General features: G+C 53.5%; 16 protein-coding genes. 9 read left to right on the forward strand and 7 right to left on the reverse strand.

What is annotated here, in order from left to right; translation table 11 throughout:
• Window positions 1–147: 147 nt before the first annotated feature.
• From zapE to sspB, 5 genes are all read left to right on the forward strand, one after another.
• A complete protein-coding gene (zapE, locus tag ACFX4O_RS23270) occupies window positions 148–1,275 on the forward strand; it encodes a cell division protein ZapE (RefSeq protein ID WP_380211509.1) in 1,128 nt (375 codons plus the stop codon).
• Between the two features lie 256 nt (window positions 1,276–1,531).
• On the forward strand, window positions 1,532–1,960 hold the full coding sequence (gene rplM, locus ACFX4O_RS23275; protein WP_004868222.1) for a 50S ribosomal protein L13: 429 nt from the start codon (window positions 1,532–1,534) through the stop codon (window positions 1,958–1,960).
• Window positions 1,961–1,975: 15 nt separating this feature from the next.
• The gene (gene rpsI / locus ACFX4O_RS23280) at window positions 1,976–2,368 is read left to right on the forward strand and encodes a 30S ribosomal protein S9 (protein ID WP_000829818.1); all 393 of its coding nucleotides are present in this window, start codon (window positions 1,976–1,978) and stop codon (window positions 2,366–2,368) included.
• Window positions 2,369–2,681: 313 nt separating this feature from the next.
• Complete coding sequence (sspA, locus tag ACFX4O_RS23285) at window positions 2,682–3,320, forward strand: stringent starvation protein SspA (protein ID WP_045512693.1); 639 nt, start codon at window positions 2,682–2,684, stop codon at window positions 3,318–3,320.
• 4 nt (window positions 3,321–3,324) lie between these two features.
• Entirely contained in the window at window positions 3,325–3,828 is a 504-nt protein-coding gene (gene sspB / locus ACFX4O_RS23290; protein ID WP_380211511.1) for a ClpXP protease specificity-enhancing factor, read from the forward strand.
• A 97-nt stretch (window positions 3,829–3,925) separates the two neighbouring features.
• Here sspB and ACFX4O_RS23295 read toward each other — a convergent pair whose 3' ends face one another.
• Both ACFX4O_RS23295 and gltB read right to left on the reverse strand, forming a co-directional pair.
• On the reverse strand, window positions 3,926–5,344 hold the full coding sequence (locus ACFX4O_RS23295) for a glutamate synthase small subunit (protein WP_380211513.1): 1,419 nt from the start codon (window positions 5,342–5,344) through the stop codon (window positions 3,926–3,928).
• Between the two features lie 9 nt (window positions 5,345–5,353).
• Window positions 5,354–9,814, reverse strand: coding sequence for a glutamate synthase large subunit (gltB, locus tag ACFX4O_RS23300; protein ID WP_380211515.1), 4,461 nt, complete (start codon window positions 9,812–9,814; stop codon window positions 5,354–5,356).
• A gap of 670 nt (window positions 9,815–10,484) precedes the next feature.
• Between gltB and ACFX4O_RS23305 the strand changes: the two genes are divergently transcribed.
• The 4 genes from ACFX4O_RS23305 to mtgA all read left to right on the forward strand — a co-directional run bounded on the left by ACFX4O_RS23305 (window position 10,485) and on the right by mtgA (window position 15,460).
• A complete protein-coding gene (locus ACFX4O_RS23305; protein ID WP_380211517.1) occupies window positions 10,485–11,411 on the forward strand; it encodes a TIGR01212 family radical SAM protein in 927 nt (308 codons plus the stop codon).
• 101 nt (window positions 11,412–11,512) lie between these two features.
• Window positions 11,513–13,849: an aerobic respiration two-component sensor histidine kinase ArcB gene (arcB, locus tag ACFX4O_RS23310; RefSeq protein ID WP_380211519.1), complete on the forward strand. Its 2,337-nt coding sequence runs from the start codon at window positions 11,513–11,515 to the stop codon at window positions 13,847–13,849.
• A gap of 229 nt (window positions 13,850–14,078) precedes the next feature.
• A complete protein-coding gene (gene elbB / locus ACFX4O_RS23315; protein ID WP_380211521.1) occupies window positions 14,079–14,732 on the forward strand; it encodes an isoprenoid biosynthesis glyoxalase ElbB in 654 nt (217 codons plus the stop codon).
• Complete coding sequence (mtgA, locus tag ACFX4O_RS23320) at window positions 14,729–15,460, forward strand: monofunctional biosynthetic peptidoglycan transglycosylase (RefSeq protein WP_131407819.1); 732 nt, start codon at window positions 14,729–14,731, stop codon at window positions 15,458–15,460. The genes elbB and mtgA overlap by 4 nt, the downstream gene beginning before the upstream one ends.
• A gap of 1 nt (window position 15,461) precedes the next feature.
• On the opposite strand, the gene npr is transcribed toward mtgA, so the two are convergent.
• The 5 genes from npr to rpoN form a co-directional block, all read right to left on the reverse strand.
• Window positions 15,462–15,734: a PTS phosphocarrier protein NPr gene (gene npr, locus ACFX4O_RS23325; protein WP_090121644.1), complete on the reverse strand. Its 273-nt coding sequence runs from the start codon at window positions 15,732–15,734 to the stop codon at window positions 15,462–15,464.
• Window positions 15,731–16,585 carry an RNase adapter RapZ gene (gene rapZ / locus ACFX4O_RS23330; protein WP_017457318.1) on the reverse strand — a complete coding sequence of 285 codons (855 nt, stop codon included), beginning with the start codon at window positions 16,583–16,585 and terminating at the stop codon, window positions 15,731–15,733. Before rapZ ends, npr begins: the two co-directional genes overlap by 4 nt.
• 45 nt (window positions 16,586–16,630) lie before the next feature.
• Complete coding sequence (gene ptsN / locus ACFX4O_RS23335) at window positions 16,631–17,122, reverse strand: PTS IIA-like nitrogen regulatory protein PtsN (RefSeq protein ID WP_017457319.1); 492 nt, start codon at window positions 17,120–17,122, stop codon at window positions 16,631–16,633.
• A gap of 81 nt (window positions 17,123–17,203) precedes the next feature.
• On the reverse strand, window positions 17,204–17,491 hold the full coding sequence (hpf, locus tag ACFX4O_RS23340; protein WP_020455445.1) for a ribosome hibernation promoting factor: 288 nt from the start codon (window positions 17,489–17,491) through the stop codon (window positions 17,204–17,206).
• A gap of 22 nt (window positions 17,492–17,513) precedes the next feature.
• A complete protein-coding gene (rpoN, locus tag ACFX4O_RS23345; protein ID WP_131407817.1) occupies window positions 17,514–18,947 on the reverse strand; it encodes an RNA polymerase factor sigma-54 in 1,434 nt (477 codons plus the stop codon).
• Window positions 18,948–18,965 lie beyond the last annotated feature (18 nt).

Below are 18,965 nucleotides of genomic sequence, written 5' to 3' on the forward strand. Positions count from 1 at the left end.
CAAGCTCCTGCCTGCGCCTGATTGTGCCACTATAACCGCTAATCGTGCAGAAGTGGAATCCTGACGCAGCATCGCGTAGTGTAGAACGGCCTTTTTTTCGTCAACCCTGTGGGGGCGGATCGATTTTCAAGGAATAACAACAACACCATGCAGAGCCTTTCCCCAACATCGCGATATCTAAATGCCCTGAACGAGGGTAGCCATCAACCGGATGATGTGCAAAAAGAAGCTGTCTCGCGGCTGGATGTCATTTACCAGGCATTAATTAACCGCAGCGAACCCGCCGCGCCACAAAGTGGTGGCTTGCTGGCGACGTTTGGCAAGCTGTTCGGCAAACGTGAACTTAAAGAAGCCGCTCCCGTGCGTGGCCTCTATATGTGGGGCGGCGTCGGGCGGGGAAAAACCTGGCTGATGGATATGTTCTATCAAAGCCTGCCCGGCGAGCGTAAACAGCGTCTGCACTTTCACCGTTTTATGCTGCGCGTCCATGAAGAACTGACCTCGCTGCAAGGGCAAAGCGATCCGCTGGAAATCGTGGCCGACCGCTTTAAAGCCGAAACCGATGTACTGTGCTTTGACGAGTTTTTTGTGTCGGATATCACCGATGCCATGCTGCTTGGTGGGCTGATGAAAGCGCTGTTCGCACGCGGTATCACGCTGGTGGCGACATCGAATATTCCGCCGGATGAACTGTACCGCAATGGTTTACAGCGGGCGCGGTTTTTACCCGCCATCGAGGCAATTAAGCAGTTTTGCGACATCATGAATGTCGATGCGGGCGTGGATTATCGCCTGCGAACACTGACGCAGGCGCACCTGTGGTTAACGCCGTTAGATGCCAGTACCGCTCAGCAGATGGACAAACTGTGGTTGGCGTTGGCGGGTGCTGCACGACAAAACGCGCCGGAATTAGAGATTAATCACCGACCATTGCCAACGTTGGGTGTAGAAAACCAAACGCTGGCGGTGTCGTTTTCTACCCTTTGCGTGGATGCCCGCAGCCAACATGACTACATTGCACTGTCGCGGCTCTTCCATACAGTGATGTTATTTGATGTGCCAGTGATGACGCCGCTGATGGAGAGCGAAGCCCGGCGATTTATCGCGCTGGTGGACGAGTTCTACGAGCGCCATGTCAAGCTGGTGGTTAGCGCAGCGGCAGCGTTGCATGACATCTACCAGGGTGAGCGCCTGAAGTTTGAGTTCCAGCGCTGTTTATCTCGCTTGCAAGAGATGCAGAGCGAAGAGTATCTGAAACGCGCGCATATGCCCTGATGCGACCTTGCCCTCTTTATATTGCCAGCGGGCGACAAAACCTGCGTCAAATCACGAAAAGGGGTCGATCTTTGACCCCGACTTCTCTATAATCCTGCGACCCCACGTTACAAGAAGGTTTTTTTCCCGAAACTTTCTCTGCGCCGGCATAGGCTATTCGAAGGGGTAGGTTTGCTGGACAATGTCGTGTGAACCTCAACTGACTAAACGTTTGGGTGTTCACCAACGTGTAACTAATTATTTGGGTAAGCTTTTAATGAAAACTTTTACAGCTAAACCAGAAACCGTAAAACGCGACTGGTATGTTGTTGACGCGACCGGTAAAACTCTGGGCCGTCTGGCTTCCGAACTGGCTCGTCGCCTGCGCGGTAAGCATAAAGCGGAATACACTCCGCACGTTGATACGGGTGATTACATCATCGTTCTGAACGCAGAAAAAGTTGCTGTAACCGGCAACAAGCGCGAAGACAAAATGTACTACCACCACACCGGCCACATCGGTGGTATCAAAGAAGCGACCTTTGAAGAGATGATTGCTCGCCGTCCTGAGCGTGTGATTGAAATCGCGGTTAAAGGCATGCTGCCAAAAGGCCCGCTGGGTCGTGCTATGTACCGTAAACTGAAAGTTTACGCTGGCAACGAGCACAACCACGCGGCACAGCAACCGCAAGTTCTTGACATCTAATCGGGATTATAGGCAATGGCTGAAAATCAATACTACGGCACTGGTCGCCGCAAAAGCTCCGCCGCTCGCGTGTTTATCAAACCGGGCAACGGTAAAATCGTAATCAACCAGCGTTCGCTGGAACAGTACTTTGGTCGTGAAACTGCCCGCATGGTAGTTCGTCAGCCGCTGGAACTGGTCGACATGGTTGAAAAATTGGACCTGTACATCACCGTTAAAGGTGGTGGTATCTCCGGTCAGGCTGGTGCGATCCGTCACGGTATCACCCGCGCTCTGATGGAGTACGACGAGTCCCTGCGTTCCGAACTGCGTAAAGCTGGCTTCGTCACTCGTGACGCGCGTCAGGTTGAACGTAAAAAAGTCGGTCTGCGCAAAGCACGTCGTCGTCCGCAGTTCTCCAAACGTTAATTGGTTTCTGCTTCGGCAGAACGATTGGCGAAAAAACCCGGTGCGAACCGGGTTTTTTTATGGATAAAGATCGTGTTATCCACAGCAATCCGTTGATTATCTCTTCTTTTTCAGCATTTCCAGAATCCCCTCACCACAAAGCCCGCAAAATCTGGTAAACTATCATCCAATTTTCTGCCCAAATGGCTGGGATTGTTCATTTTTTGTTTGCCTTACAACGAGAGTGACAGTACGCGCGGGTAGTTAACTCAACATCTGACCGGTCGATTAAGTCCGGTAGCAGTAAATTCTGAATATATACCTGGAGGTTTTCATGGCTGTCGCTGCCAACAAACGTTCGGTAATGACGCTGTTTTCTGGTCCTGTGGACATCTATAGCCATCAGGTCCGTATCGTGCTGGCCGAAAAAGGTGTCAGCTTCGAAATTGAGCACGTGGAAAAGGATAATCCTCCTCAGGATCTGATTGACCTCAACCCGAATCAAAGCGTACCGACACTTGTAGATCGTGAACTCACCCTGTGGGAATCACGCATCATTATGGAATATCTGGACGAGCGTTTCCCGCACCCGCCGTTAATGCCGGTTTACCCGGTGGCGCGTGGTGAGAGCCGTCTGTACATGCATCGTATTGAAAAGGACTGGTATTCACTGATGAATACCATCCAGAACAGCAGTGGCGCTCAGGCGGACGCGGCGCGTAAACAGCTGCGTGAAGAGCTGTTGGCGATTGGTCCGCTGTTCACCCAGAAACCGTACTTCCTGAACGACGAGTTCAGTTTGGTTGACTGCTACCTCGCACCGCTGTTGTGGCGTTTGCCGGTACTGGGTATTGAACTGAGTGGCACCGGTGCAAAAGAGCTGAAAGGGTATATGACGCGCGTTTTCGAGCGTGATTCCTTCCTTGCCTCTCTGACAGAAGCCGAGCGCGAAATGCGCCTGGGCCGGGGTTAATTGAATGGATTTGTCGCAACTGTCTCCACGCCGTCCGTATTTACTGCGGGCCTTTTACGAATGGCTGCTGGATAACCAGCTTACGCCGCATCTGGTTGTTGATGTGACGTTGCCGGGCGTACGCGTGCCGATGGAGTATGCGCGTGACGGACAAATCGTGTTGAACATTGCGCCGCGCGCGGTCGGCAACCTGGAACTGGCGAATGACGAAGTGCGTTTCAACGCGCGCTTCGGCGGCGTTCCGCGTCAGGTTGAAGTACCCATGGCTGCCGTGTTGGCGGTTTATGCCCGTGAAAACGGTGCCGGTACGATGTTTGAACCGGAAGCCGCGTACGATGAAGATGTCGTCAGCCTGAACGATGACGACAACACTTCAGCGCAGGAAAGCGAGACGATGATGTCGGTTATTGACGGTGATAAACCCGACCACGAGGACGATCACGATAACAGCCCTGATGACGATCCGCCGCCGCGCGGTGGGCGTCCATCGCTGCGAGTGGTGAAGTAACCCAGAAAGCAGAACCCCCGCGGTTCTGCTTTTTTTTGTGTTGAAAATACGCATAAAAAAGGAGGCCGAAGCCTCCTTTTTGGTCGCTACATGGATATTACACTTCGAGGTAGTTCAGAATACCGTCTGCCGCTTTACGGCCTTCGGCAATCGCCGTTACTACCAAATCGGAGCCACGCACAATATCGCCGCCGGCAAAGATTTTTGGATTGCTGGTCTGGAACGCATTTTCGCTGCCTTCTGGCGCAATCACACGGCCCTGCGAATCCAGCTCAACGCTGTGTTTTGCCAGCCACTCCATGCTGTGTGGGCGGAAACCAAACGCCATGACAACAGCGTCTGCCGGAACCACATGTTCAGAACCGGCGACAATTTCCGCACGACGACGGCCTTTTGCATCCGGTGCGCCCATTTCGGTGCGTGCCATTTTCACGCCGCATACTTTACCGTTGGCATTGATTTCAACGCCCAGCGGCTGCACATTGAACTGGAATTCGACACCTTCTTCACGCGCGTTCTTCACTTCGCGTTTCGAACCCGGCATGTTCTCTTCGTCACGGCGATAGGCACAGATAACGTGCGTCGCACCCTGACGCACTGACGTACGCACACAGTCCATCGCGGTATCGCCACCGCCAAGCACCACAACACGTTTGCCTTCCATGCTTACATACGGTTCTTCTGGCGTTTCGCCAAAGCCCATCATCTGCTTGGTATTGGCGATGAGGAACGGCAATGCATCGAACACGCCGTTTGCATCTTCATTTTCCAGCCCGCCGCGCATCGATTGATAAGTCCCGACGCCAAGGAACACCGCATCGTAATCTTTCAACAACTCGTCAATCTGCACGTCGCGACCCACTTCGGTGTTGAGTTTGAACTCAATACCCATACCCGTGAAGATTTCACGACGGCGGGTCATCACCTCTTTTTCCAGCTTAAAGGCCGGAATACCAAAGGTCAGCAGGCCACCGATCTCCGGGTGACGATCGAACACCACCGCTTTGACGCCGTTGCGGGTCAGCACATCGGCGCAAGCCAGGCCCGCCGGGCCAGCACCGATAATTGCCACGCGTTTATCGGTCTGTTTCACACCGGTCAAATCCGGGCGCCAGCCCATTTCAAACGCTTTATCATTGATATAGCGCTCAATGTTGCCGATGGTTACAGCGCCAAACTCGTCGTTCAGCGTACAGGAACCTTCACACAGCCTGTCTTGTGGGCAAACGCGGCCGCATACTTCCGGCAGGGTGTTGGTCTGATGCGACAGCTCAGCCGCTTCAAAAATACGTCCCTCATTGGCCAGCTTCAGCCAGTTCGGGATGTAGTTATGGACCGGGCATTTCCACTCACAGTAAGGGTTGCCGCAGGAGAGGCAGCGGTCTGCCTGTGCTTTGGCCTGGCCTTCTGAAAACGGCTCATAGATTTCAACAAATTCAATTTTACGGATCTTCAGCGCTTTCTTCGGCGGATCAACGCGCTGCAAGTCGATAAACTGGTATACGTTCTGACTCATTGCTACCCCTTACTGCGCCTGCACACGCAGCTCTGCTGCGCTACGACTACGGTGACCCAACAGTGCTTTCACATCGCTGGACTTAGGCTTAACCAGCGCGAATTTGCTGGAGAAGGCTGGCCAGTTCGCCAGAATCTCTTCGCCGCGCTGCGAACCGGTATGCTGCACATGCTCGGTGATAAGGCCACGCAGGTGCTCTTCGTGGATAGCGAGGTCATCGACGCTCAGCACTTCCACCAGTTCCGGGTTCACGCGTTTACGGAATTCACCATCTTCATCCAGCACGTAGGCGAAGCCGCCTGTCATCCCCGCACCAAAGTTAACACCGGTTCTACCTAACACGCAGACGATGCCGCCTGTCATGTATTCACAGCCGTTATCACCGATACCTTCCACCACGGTGATCGCGCCAGAGTTACGTACCGCAAAACGCTCACCCGCACGGCCTGCGGCGTACAGACGACCGCCAGTTGCGCCATACAGACAGGTGTTACCGATAATGCTCGCTTCGTGGCTGCGGAAAGCAGAACCAACCGGTGGGCGTACCGCCAGCAAGCCGCCAGCCATACCTTTACCCACATAGTCGTTAGCGTCGCCAGTCAAATAAAGCTCAACGCCACCAGCGTTCCAGACGCCGAAGCTCTGGCCTGCTGTGCCGCTAAAGTGTGCTTTGATCGGATCGGCCGCCAGCCCCTGGTCGCCATGGGACTGCGCGATATAACCCGACAGCAACGCGCCGACAGAACGGTCAGTATTGCGAATATCGAACCAGAAGGTTTTACTCTGCTTCTCATCGACAAACGGTTTCGCCTGTTGCAGTAACTGCGCATTCAGTGCGCCATTATCAAACGGCGGGTTGTGCTCGGTGCAGTACAGCGCTTTGCCTGGGTGCGGTTCTGCCGTTTCCAGCAGTTTCGACAGATCCAGTTTTTGCTGCTTGGCGGTAAAGCCATCGAGCTCTTTGAGCAGATCGGTGCGACCAATCAGATCCACCAGACGTTTCACGCCCAGCTGCGCCATCAGCTCGCGAGTTTCACGGGCGATAAATTCAAAGTAGTTGGTCACTTTGAACGGCAGGCCGTGATAATGATTTTTACGCAGTTTCTCATCCTGGGTTGCAACACCGGTCGCGCAGTTGTTCAGGTGACAAATTCGCAGATATTTACAGCCCAGCGCCACCATCGGGCCGGTACCGAAACCAAAGCTTTCCGCACCCAGAATCGCTGCTTTGATGATGTCCTGGCCGGTTTTCAGACCGCCATCTACCTGCAAACGGATCTTATGACGCAGGCCGTTAGCCACCAGCGCTTGTTGGGTTTCCACCAGGCCAAGCTCCCACGGACAACCGGCATATTTCACCGAAGAGAGCGGGCTTGCACCGGTGCCGCCGTCATAACCGGCGATAGTGATAAGATCAGCGTAGGCTTTCGCCACGCCGGTCGCGATGGTACCAACGCCCGGTTCGGAAACCAGTTTGACGGAGATCATCGCTTTCGGGTTGACCTGTTTCAGGTCGAAAATCAGCTGCGCCAGATCCTCGATAGAGTAAATATCGTGGTGCGGCGGCGGGGAGATCAGCGTAACGCCAGGCACGGAATAACGCAGTTTGGCGATGTACGGCGTGACTTTATCACCCGGTAATTGACCGCCTTCGCCCGGTTTTGCGCCCTGAGCCACTTTGATCTGAATAACATCCGCGTTGACCAGGTACGCAGGCGTCACGCCGAAACGACCGGAAGCCACCTGTTTGATGCGCGACACTTTATTGGTGCCATAGCGCGCCGGATCTTCGCCGCCCTCGCCGGAGTTAGAGAACCCGCCGAGGCTGTTCATCGCTTCCGCCAGCGCTTCGTGCGCTTCCGGGCTCAGTGCGCCGATGGACATCGCTGCGGTATCGAAGCGTTTAAACAGCTCCGTTGCCGGTTCAACATCTTTCAAGCTCACCGCTTCGCCGTTTGGCGTAATCGCCAGCAAATCGCGCAGCGTTGCCGCCGGGCGCTCGTTCACCAGCTTCGCGTATTGTTGGTAATCGCTGTATTCGCCGCTCTGTACCGCTTGTTGCAACGTACGCACCACATCCGGGTTGTATGCATGATACTCGCCGCCGTGGACATACTTCAGCAAACCGCCTTGATCCAGCGGCTTACGCGCCAGCCATGCGCGTTTGGACAGGTTCAGCAGATCTTGCTGGAAATCAGTGAATCCGGCACCACCGATACGGCTAACCACGCCCTGGAAGCAGAGCCCGGAAACATCATCGTGCAGGCCGACGGCTTCAAACAGTTTCGAACAGCGGTAAGAGGCGATAGTCGAAATGCCCATTTTGGACATGATCTTGTACAGCCCTTTGTTGATGCCATTACGGTAGTTCAGCATCACTGTGCGGTAATTTTTCTCGATGGCTTTACTGTCTACCAGCTTCGCCAGCGTTTCATATGCCAGGTACGGGTAAATTGCCGTCGCGCCGAAGCCCAGCAGCACTGCGAAGTGGTGCGGATCACGCGCACTTGCGGTTTCGACAATAATGTTGGCGTCGCAGCGCAGGCTCTTATCTACCAGGCGGGTCTGAATCGCGCCAACGGCCATCGGTGCCGGAACCGGCAGACGGTTTTTGGCAATATTACGGTCGGAAAGTACCAGCAGAACCGTGCCGCTACGCACCATCTGCTCGGCCTTATCGCACAACGCTTTGATGGTCTTTTCCAGCGTGGTTTCGGTGACGTCGAAGGTGATATCGAGCGTGTCGGCGCGGTAGTGTTCCTCTTCCATCGTCGTCAGCTGTTTGAAATCAGAGAACAGCAGGATCGGCGATTTAAAGCTTAAACGGTGCGCCTGGCCTTCCGCTTCGCAGAAGACGTTCATCTCGCGGCCGATGCTGGTCGCCAGCGACATCACGTGCGCTTCACGCAGCGGATCGATTGGCGGGTTGGTGACCTGCGCGAACTGCTGGCGGAAGTAGTCATAAATGATGCGCGGCTGGCTGGAAAGCACAGCAAATGGCGTGTCATCGCCCATTGAGCCGACGGCTTCCTGGCCATTTTCGCCCAACACGCGGATCACTGAATCCAGCTCTTCGAAGCTGTAGTTAAATTGTTTTTGGTAGCTCGACAGCAGATCGTCGTCCATTTCGCGGGTGCCGACTTCTTCATCCGGCAGATCTTCGAATGGCACCAGGCGGCGGACGTTTTTCTCCATCCACTCTTTATACGGGTGGCGGCTTTTCAGATCGTCATCGGTTTCGGCAGAGTGCAGAATGCGCCCGCCACGGGTATCGATAACCATCAGTTCGCCAGGACCAACACGGCCTTTTTCGACCACTTCATCCGGCTGGTAATCCCAAATTCCCACTTCAGAAGCGCAGGTGATCAGCTTGTCTTTGGTGATCACATAGCGCGCCGGGCGCAGGCCGTTACGGTCGAGGTTACAGGCGGCGAAACGACCATCGGACATCACGATGCCCGCCGGACCGTCCCACGGCTCCATGTGCATGGAGTTAAAGTCAAAGAAGCTGCGCAGATCCGGATCCATCTCCGGGTTGTTTTGCCAGGCAGGCGGTACCAGCAAACGCATGGCGCGCACAATATCCATCCCGCCCGCTAACAGCAGTTCCAGCATGTTATCCATTGAACTGGAGTCGGAGCCGGTTTCATTGACGAATGGCGCCGCGTCATGCAGATCCGGGATCAGTGGCGTCTGGAATTTGTAAGTACGTGCACGCGCCCATTGGCGGTTACCGGTAATGGTGTTGATTTCGCCGTTGTGCGCCAGATAGCGGAACGGCTGCGCCAGCGGCCAGCGCGGTACGGTATTGGTGGAGAAGCGTTGGTGGAACAGGCAAATGGCTGATTCCAGACGCAGGTCCGCGAGATCCAGGTAGAAACGCGGCAGATCCGCCGGCATACACAGACCTTTATAGATGTTCACCAGATTCGAGAGACTACATACGTAGAACTCTTTATCTTCCAGCAGACGCTTTTCGATGCGGCGACGGGCGATAAACAGGCGGCGCTCCATATCGCGCGGACGCCATCCCGCAGGGGCGTTAACAAAAATTTGCTCAATACGAGGCAGCGAGGAGAGGGCGATTTCACCGAGTACCCCTTCGTTGGTTGGCACATCGCGCCAGCCGACAATTGACAGGGTTTCACGTTGAAGTTCTTCTTCTACTACACGGCGCGACGCGCTGGCTTTTTCGGGATCCTGGTTCAGGAATAACATGCCAACGGCGTAGTTTTTGGCTAAGCGCCAGCCGCGTTCTTCCGCAACGATACGGAAAAAACGATCGGGTTTTTGCAGCAGCAGGCCACAACCGTCACCGGTTTTACCATCGGCGAGAATCGCGCCGCGGTGCTGCATTCGGGCCAGTGCGTGAATAGCAGTACGCACTACCTTGTGGCTAGGTTCGCCTTCTATGTGGGCGATCAGGCCGAAACCACAGTTATCTCTCTCAAGAGATTTATCGTACAACATATCAGTGAACCTCCCCAGGCTCTACGAGAGCCCCTCCCGATCGTTACGCACAGGCACAAAAAGAGCATGGCGACGGGGCAATTGCCTCGCATGTCGCCCTCTTTAATTTCCTTTTCGCATCGATACACAAGTGTTGAGGACTTGCTTAAGAGGGAATCTCAATTACTGCATAAATATGATGAGCAGACTGCTCATCCAGAAAGCTTCCAGCGGATTCCCAAGTTATCGGGAATCCGTACACAGGTCAAATGCCGAGCTTATTTATACAAAAATGTGCTAAATAGTGTTTATATTGTTGATAATTAAGATTATTTAAGGATTTTTACATTCAATGAACGCGCTACTAAGCGGCAGCAGAGTGTGATCTGACTCACTATCTAAAAGCGCTGTTTCTGATGTTCTATTCTGAGTGGGGTTTTAATGGCAGATTTTTATTCTGCTATGCGCGTCAGAGTTGCATGAACACACTGTTTTTCACGCGTGATAGTATTTCTGCAAAATAACGCAGCGACATAAGGAAAAGTAATCGTCTTTGGGGTGAATGAAATTGCGATTATATTGACTGATTATGCAATGAATAAAAGCCTTCCAGGGCGATTGATCCAGGTCATCGCCGACGAAAGCTAAAAGTGGCAGGCTACGCCCTTTTATTTGGGCGGCCTCTCAGATTATGCAGTTACAGAAATTAGTCAATATGTTTGGTGGGGATCTTGCCCGCCGCTATGGTGAAAAAGTCCATAAACTGACATTACATGGCGGTTTTAGCTGCCCTAACCGCGATGGCACCATTGGTCGCGGCGGTTGCACTTTCTGTAATGTCGCCTCTTTTGCTGACGAAGCGCAGCAGCATCAATCCATTGCCGCACAGCTTGCTCACCAGGCGCAATTGGTGAACCGCGCCCGGCGTTATCTCGCCTATTTCCAGGCTTATACCAGTACCTGGGCGGAAGTGCAGGTGCTGCGCTCGATGTACCAGCAGGCAGTCAGCCAGGCGAATATTGTTGGCTTGTGTGTGGGGACACGCCCGGACTGTGTACCGGAAGCCGTGCTGGATTTATTGTGCGAATACCGCGAGCAGGGTTATGAAGTGTGGCTGGAGCTGGGTTTGCAGACCGCGCATGATAAAACGCTGCATCGTATCAATCGTGGGCACGACTTCGCCTGTTATCAAAAAACGACGCAGCAAGCGCGTGAACGTGGCCTGAAAGTCTGCACACATCTTATCGTCGGATTACCCGGCGAGCGCCACATGGACTGTCTGGAGACGATACAGCGTGTTGTAGAGACCGGCGTCGACGGCATCAAGTTACATCCTTTACATATCGTGAAAGGCAGCATTATGGCGAAGGCGTGGGAAGCGGGGCGCCTGAATGGAATAGGCCTGGAAGAGTACACCGTGATCGCCGGCGAAATGATTCGCCATACACCGCCGGAGGTGATTTTCCATCGTGTTTCCGCCAGCGCGCGTCGCCCGACGCTACTTGCCCCGCTGTGGTGTGAAAACCGCTGGACGGGAATGGTAGAGCTGGATCGCTACCTGAAAGAGCAGGGCGGGCAAGGTTCTGCGCTGGGTCGTTGCTGGCAACTACCTACCTGATCACATCGCAAAACGCTAATCACCCCTGCATTTTTTGCACAAGCTTCAACGCCTTGCTCAGAATTGAGTATTATTGAGCGGAATTGTTCGAGGAAATCTCTATGAAGCAAATCCGTTTACTGGCGCAATATTACGTCGACCTGATGATGAAGCTGGGTCTGGTGCGCTTTTCCATGCTGCTTGCTCTGGCGTTGGTGGTGCTGGCCATTGTGGTGCAGATGGCCGTTACCATGGTGTTGCAGGGGCAAGTGGAAAGCATTGATGTTATCCGCTCCATCTTTTTTGGCTTGCTGATCACACCATGGGCGGTCTATTTCTTATCGGTGGTGGTTGAGCAACTCGAAGAGTCGCGCCAGCGTTTGTCGCGCCTGGTCGAGAAACTGGAAGAGATGCGCGAGCGTGACCTGAAGCTCAATGTGCAGTTGAAGGACAATATTGCCAAGCTTAATCAGGAAATCAGCGACCGCGAGAAAGCGGAAGCCGAGCGTCAGGAAACCTTTGAAAAACTCAAAATAGAGATGCAGGAGCGTGAGCAGACGCAAATCCAGCTCGAACAGCAATCTTCTTTTCTGCGTTCCTTCCTCGACGCCTCGCCGGACCTGGTGTTCTATCGCAATGAAGATAAAGAGTTCTCCGGCTGTAACCGGGCGATGGAGCTGCTGACCGGCAAGAGCGAGAAACAGCTTATTCACCTCAAACCGCAGGACGTCTACTCGCCGGAAGCGGCAGAAAAAGTGATCGAGACCGACGAAAAAGTTTTCCGTCACAACGTCTCTTTAACCTACGAACAGTGGCTGGATTACCCGGATGGCCGCAAAGCCTGTTTCGAGATCCGCAAAGTTCCTTATTACGATCGCGTCGGTAAACGCCACGGGCTGATGGGCTTTGGTCGCGATATCACCGAGCGTAAGCGCTACCAGGACGCGCTGGAGCGCGCCAGCCGGGATAAGACCACCTTTATTTCCACCATTAGTCACGAGCTGCGTACGCCGCTGAATGGCATTGTTGGGTTAAGCCGTATTCTGCTGGATACCGATTTAACGCAAGAGCAGGAAAAATACCTTAAAACGATCCATGTCTCCGCCGTAACGCTCGGCAATATTTTCAACGATATTATCGACATGGATAAGATGGAGCGGCGCAAAGTCCAGTTGGATAATCAACCGCTTGATTTCACCAGCTTCCTGGCCGATCTGGAAAACCTCTCCGCCTTACAGGCGCACCAGAAAGGGTTGCGCTTCGTACTGGAACCCACGTTGCCGCTGCCGCATCAGGTGATTACAGACGGCACGCGTTTGCGTCAGATCCTGTGGAACCTTATTAGCAACGCCGTCAAATTCACCCGTGAAGGGCAGGTCGTGGTGCGTGTGCGTTACGACGAAGGCGATATCATGCACTTTGACGTGCAGGATTCCGGGATCGGTATTCCTCGCGATGAGCAGGATAAAATTTTCGCCATGTATTACCAGGTGAAAGATAGCCACGGCGGTAAACCTGCAACGGGTACCGGTATTGGCCTGGCCGTTTCACGCCGTCTGGCGAAGAACATGGGCGGCGACATTACCGTAAGCAGTGAACCAGGGGCGGGTTCGATATTTACGTTGACCATTCACGCACCGGCGGTGGCAGAAGAAGTTGAAGACGCGTTTGAAGATGATGATATGCCGCTGCCCGCGTTACATGTACTGCTGGTGGAGGATATCGAGCTGAACGTGATTGTCGCGCGCTCGGTGCTGGAAAAACTGGGTAGCAGCGTCGATGTCGCCATGACCGGCACTGCTGCGCTGGAGATGTTCACGCCGGGTGAATACGATTTGGTGTTGCTGGATATTCAGTTGCCAGATATGACCGGGCTGGATATTTCGCGAGAGTTGACCCGCCGTTACGCGCGTGAGGATTTACCGCCGCTGGTGGCGCTTACTGCCAACGTGCTGAAAGGTAAACAGGAATACCTCGATGCGGGCATGGATGATGTATTAAGCAAACCGCTGGCAGTCCCGGCATTAACTGCCATGATTAAAAAGTTCTGGGATGCGAGTGAAAGTGAGGAGGAGCCAGTGACAACCATGGACAACAGTAAAGTACAAACGCTGCTCGATACCGCCATGCTTGAGCAATATATCGAGCTGGTCGGGCCGAAATTGATTACCGACGGGTTGGATGTGTTTGAAAAAATGATGCCGGGCTATTTGAGCGTGCTTGAATCAAACCTGACCGCGCGTGACCAAAAAGGAATTGTGGAAGAGGGCCATAAAATTAAAGGCGCCGCAGGCTCTGTCGGGCTGCGCCATCTGCAACAGCTTGGCCAGCAGATTCAGTCTCCCGATCTTCCTGCCTGGTGGGATAACGTCGGTGATTGGGTGGAAGAGATGAAGCAGGAGTGGCGCAACGATGTTGCAGTGTTAAAAGCCTGGGTTGCGGACGCTGGAAAAAAATGACCCCGGATTAACCGGGGTGCGCGAATACTGCGCCAACACCAGGGAAATCGTGGCTGCGCCGTAATGAATTGTTTTTTTGCAAGGGCGTAGCCTGAAAAAATTCGACCACACGCACATAAGATAGCAAATCTTAAATGATTTGTTACATCAATCAGTGAAATGTGTGAAGCAAGGCTCCCTTATCAAAATTTTTAATTATCGTCAGTACGTTGCATAAAGGATGAGCAAAATGAAAAAAGTCGGCGTGATTTTCAGCGGCGCAGGCGTGTACGACGGTTCGGAGATTCATGAAGCGGTGATTACGCTTTTAACGATTGCCCGTCATGGTGCGCAGGCGGTCTGTTTCGCTCCCGATAAATGGCAAAGCGATGTGATAAACCATTTAACGGGCGAGACGCTGGCTGAGCGCCGTAATGTCCTGATTGAATCTGCCCGTATTGCCCGTGGAAATATACAGCCGCTGACCCAGGCATCAGCAAACGATCTGGATGCGCTGATTGTACCGGGTGGTTTTGGCGCGGCGAAAAATCTCAGTACTTTTGCCAGCCTCGGGAGTGAATGCACCATTGACAGCAGCCTGAAAAAATTGGTGCTGGAGATGTACGAAGCGGGTAAACCGCTCGGTTTTATGTGCATCGCACCGGCAATGTTGCCGAAAATTTTCGATTTTCCACTACGCCTGACGATCGGCACGGATATTGATACCGCTGAAGTGCTGGAAGAGATGGGGGCCGAGCATGTGCCTTGCCCAGTCGATGATATTGTTGTCGACGAAGAGTACAAAGTGGTGACGACGCCGGCGTACATGCTGGCAGATGACATCGCGCAGGCCGCCTCCGGTATCGAAAAACTGGTGGCGCGCGTACTGGTGCTGGCGGAATGAGGAAATGGTTTCGCGGCCCGCTGAAAGCCACCGTTAAACGCATTGCTCTGCGGGTGTTGTTCGTACTGGCGCTCTTCTGGGGTGGCGGCATTGTGTTGTTCAGCTTCCTGCCGGTGCCTTTTTCCGCCGTGATGGTGGAACGTCAACTGGGCGCGTGGTTTAGCGGTGACTTTGGCTATGTCGCGCATTCCGACTGGGTCGGTATGGATGACATTTCGCCGTGGATGGCGCTGGCCGTTGTAGCCGCTGAAGATCAGCGTTTTCCCGATCACTGGGGGCTGGATTTTAGTGCCATTGAGAAAGCGCTTTCGCATAACGAGCGGCATGAGAACCGCATTCGCGGCGCGTCGACGATTTCACAGCAGACGGTGAAAAACCTGCTGTTGTGGGATGGAAAAAGCTGGGTGCGTAAAGGGCTGGAAGCGGGGCTGACGCTAGGGATGGAAGCGGTGTGGACCAAGCGGAGGATCCTGACCGTTTACCTTAATATCGCTGAGTTCGGGGATGGAGTATTTGGTGTCGAGGAGGCCTCGCAGCGCTATTTCCACAAACCGGCAAGCCGCTTAACTATGTCGGAAGCGGCACTACTGGCCGCGGTATTGCCAAACCCGATTCGTTTTCAGGCCGCTGCGCCATCTGGCTATGTACGCAGCCGCCAAGCATGGATCCTGCGCCAGATGCGACAGTTGGGCGGGGAAGCGTTTTTACAGAGCAACAAGCTGTACTGAATTAATCTTCGTCAAATCCGGCGTTAAACAGCGCAATCACTGCCGCCAACGCTTCTTCTTCCTGTGGGCCGCTGGCCTCTACTTCAATTTGCCGACCTTTCGCAGAATCCAGCATCAGCAACGCAATCACGCTGCTGGCTTCTGCTTCGGTACCTTCATCGTTGCGTAGCAGCACTTCCGCATCGAAGCCCTGCACCAGTTCAAACAGTTTCATGGCCGGGCGCGCATGCATTCCCAGCTTATTGGTGATCTCAACGATTTGTTTTACGGTCATGTTTTGCGTTTTTCCAGCGTACGGTGACGGGATTGAACGTTCTTACCGCGCGAGCGGAAATAATCCGCCAGTTGTTCGGCGACGTAGACGGAGCGGTGTTTACCACCGGTACAACCGATAGCCACAGTCAGATAACTACGGTTGTTGGTCTCCAGCATCGGTAGCCACAACTCGAGATAACTCCGCGTTTGGTAGATAAAATTATGCACTTCCGTATGTCTGTCGAGGAACGCCGCAACGGGTTTGTCGAGGCCGGTCATCGGGCGCAATTTAGGATCCCAGTGCGGGTTCGGCAGGAAACGAACGTCGAAGACGTAATCTGCATCAATAGGAATACCGTGCTTGAAACCGAAGGATTCAAAAACCATGGTCAGTTCACGCTCGCGCTTACCTAACAGGCGTGTACGCAGCATTTCTGCCAGTTCATGCACCGACATTTCCGACGTGTCGACAATCAGATCCGCACGGGAACGCAGCGGTTCCAGCAAGTTACTCTCTTCGTCAATCGCGCTTTCTAGCGACAGGTTTTTGCTGGAAAGCGGATGTAGGCGACGCGTATCGCTGTAACGGCGGATTAACGTGTTGCGATCGGCATCGAGAAACAATAACTGCGGTGAAAAGGCATCCGGCAGATTGCTCATTGCCTGTTCAAAAATTTCCGGTGACTCCGGCATATTTCGCACATCGATACTGACGGCAGCGGAAGTTTGGCGCTCGGCAAGCGTCTGCGCCAGCTCGGGCAGCAGCACGACTGGCAGGTTGTCGACGCAATAAAAACCCATATCTTCCAGGGCGCGCAGAGCGACGGATTTCCCTGAACCCGAACGACCACTGACGATCATCAGGACCATGAACCATTTCTCCTCAGTACGACTGATAAAAAGGTTTCCTTCCCGTTACGCATCGTCGCTTTCACCTTCCGTCTGCGTGATGATTTGATACAGCTCTTCATCACTTTGCGCGCTACGCAGGCGCCGGCAGATGGTTTTGTCCGCCAGCCTTTTGGCGACCAGCGAGAGCGTATGCAGATGCGTTTTGGTTTGATCCGCTGGTACCAACAGGGCAAACAGCAGATCGACAGGCTGATTATCGATAGCGTCGAAGGCAATGGGCGTTTCGAGTTGCACAAAAACGCCAACGGCGCGAAGCGTGTCTTCTTCAAGCTTACCGTGAGGAATGGCGATACCGTTTCCAATGCCGGTGCTGCCCATTTTCTCGCGCGTAAGAATCGCTTCAAAGACGACTTGTGGCGGTAAGCCTAACTGTTTTGCCGCCAGTTCACTGATGATTTCCAGAGCACGTTTTTTACTTTGGCAGTGAACGCCGCTACGGGTACATTCCTGGTTAAGGACATTGCTCAATTGAAGAGCGGAATCGTTATTCATCATAATTTCACCTGAGCGATGCCAGAGCCAGCCACCCTACCGGGTTACGGTAGGGTGCAACGCACCAGACGGACGCTCGGACAATTAGTGTTGTTTCAGTTTATCTTTATGCTTCGTGAGCTGCCGCGCCAGTTTATCTATTAAACCGTCGATAGCAGCGTACATATCCTGCCCTTCCGCACTGGCATGCAACTCGCCGCCATTGACATGGAGCGTCGCATCCGAGGTGTGAGTCACTTTCTCCACTTTCAACACAATATAGACCTGATTAATCCTTTCGAAATACTGTTCAAGCTTGGCGAATTTATTGGTCACAAATTCACGCAGAGCATCAGTGATCTCGACGTTTTGTCCTGTGATGTTAAGCTGCATAGTGTCTTCCTTATCGGTTGGGTCAAACCAGCTGTTTACGCTGATTCGACGGCGGAATGGATAAAGATTCTCGATACTTCGCAACGGTACGCCGCGCCACCATAATTCCTTGATCGGAAAGCAGGGTCGTCAGCTTACTGTCGCTCAGCGGTTTTGCAGGGTTTTCTGCGGCGATCAATTTCTTCACCAGTGCGCGAATAGCGGTAGAGGAGGCTTCGCCACCACCTTCGGTATTTACATGGCTGGAGAAGAAATACTTCAGCTCGAAAATGCCGCGAGGACTGTGCAGGTACTTCTGGGTCGTTACACGAGAAATTGTCGACTCGTGCATCTCGACGGCCTGGGCGATATCGGCCAGCACCATCGGTTTCATAAATTCTTCGCCTTGTTCAAAGAAGGCCTGTTGCTGTTCAACAATGCAGCGGCTAACGCGCAACAGCGTGTCGTTGCGGCTCTCCAGGCTTTTGATCAACCACTTCGCTTCCTGCAAATTGCTACGGATGAACTGGTTGTCGGCATCGTTACGTGCGCCGCCGCCCATTGAGGCATAATGCTGGTTGATTTGCAGGCGCGGAATGCTGTCGGAGTTCAGCTCCACCGTCCAGCGACCGTTATGTTTGCGCACCAGCACATCTGGAATCACATATTCTGGTTCGCCGGTCTGGATCGACTGTCCTGGGCGCGGATCCAGAGACTGGATCAGGTTTACTGCCTCTTTCAGCACCTCTTCTTTCAGACGCGTCACGCGCATTAGGGTGCGGAAATCGTGATTGGCGAGGAGATCCAGATGATCGCTAATGATAAGCCGGGCTTCTTCGCACCACGGTGTCTCTTTGGCGAACTGCGAGAGTTGGATCAATAGGCAATCGCGCAGATCCCGCGCGGCAACGCCAACGGGATCAAAGCGTTGAATGCGTTTAAGCACCGCCTCGACCTCATCAAGCCCCACGTCATCATTGCCCATGCTCTCCAGCACCTCTTCCAGCGAAACGGTGAGATAGCCTGTTTCGTCAACGGCATCGACAATGGACGTTGCGATAGCACGATCGGTGTCAGAGAAGGGGGTCAGCCCTACCTGCCACATCAAGTAATCCTGCAGTGACTGCGTGGTTTCGCCCTGATAGATAGGCAATTCGTCGTCGATGTAGTCGTGGCTACTGCCGGAAGGAGTCCCGGCAGTGTAAAGTTCATCCCAGCTGGCATCCAGCGGCAACTCATCCGGCATCTCTTTTTGTTCGAGAGCGTCAACGGTATCCAGACCGTCATTTTCCTGAACCTGCTGGCTATCGACTTCCTCATGAAGGTCAGTTTGTTCCAGCAATGGATTACTCTCCAGCGCTTGCTGAAGTTCCTGCTGAAGTTCCAACGTGGACAACTGCAGCAGACGGATGGCCTGTTGCAGTTGTGGCGTCATGGCTAGCTGTTGGCTGAGCCTTAGTTGCAAACCTTGCTTCATATTCAGAGCAGCACTCTC

This window comes from Kosakonia sp. YIM B13571 (assembly GCF_042788095.1).
Lineage (GTDB): Bacteria > Pseudomonadota > Gammaproteobacteria > Enterobacterales > Enterobacteriaceae > Kosakonia > Kosakonia quasisacchari.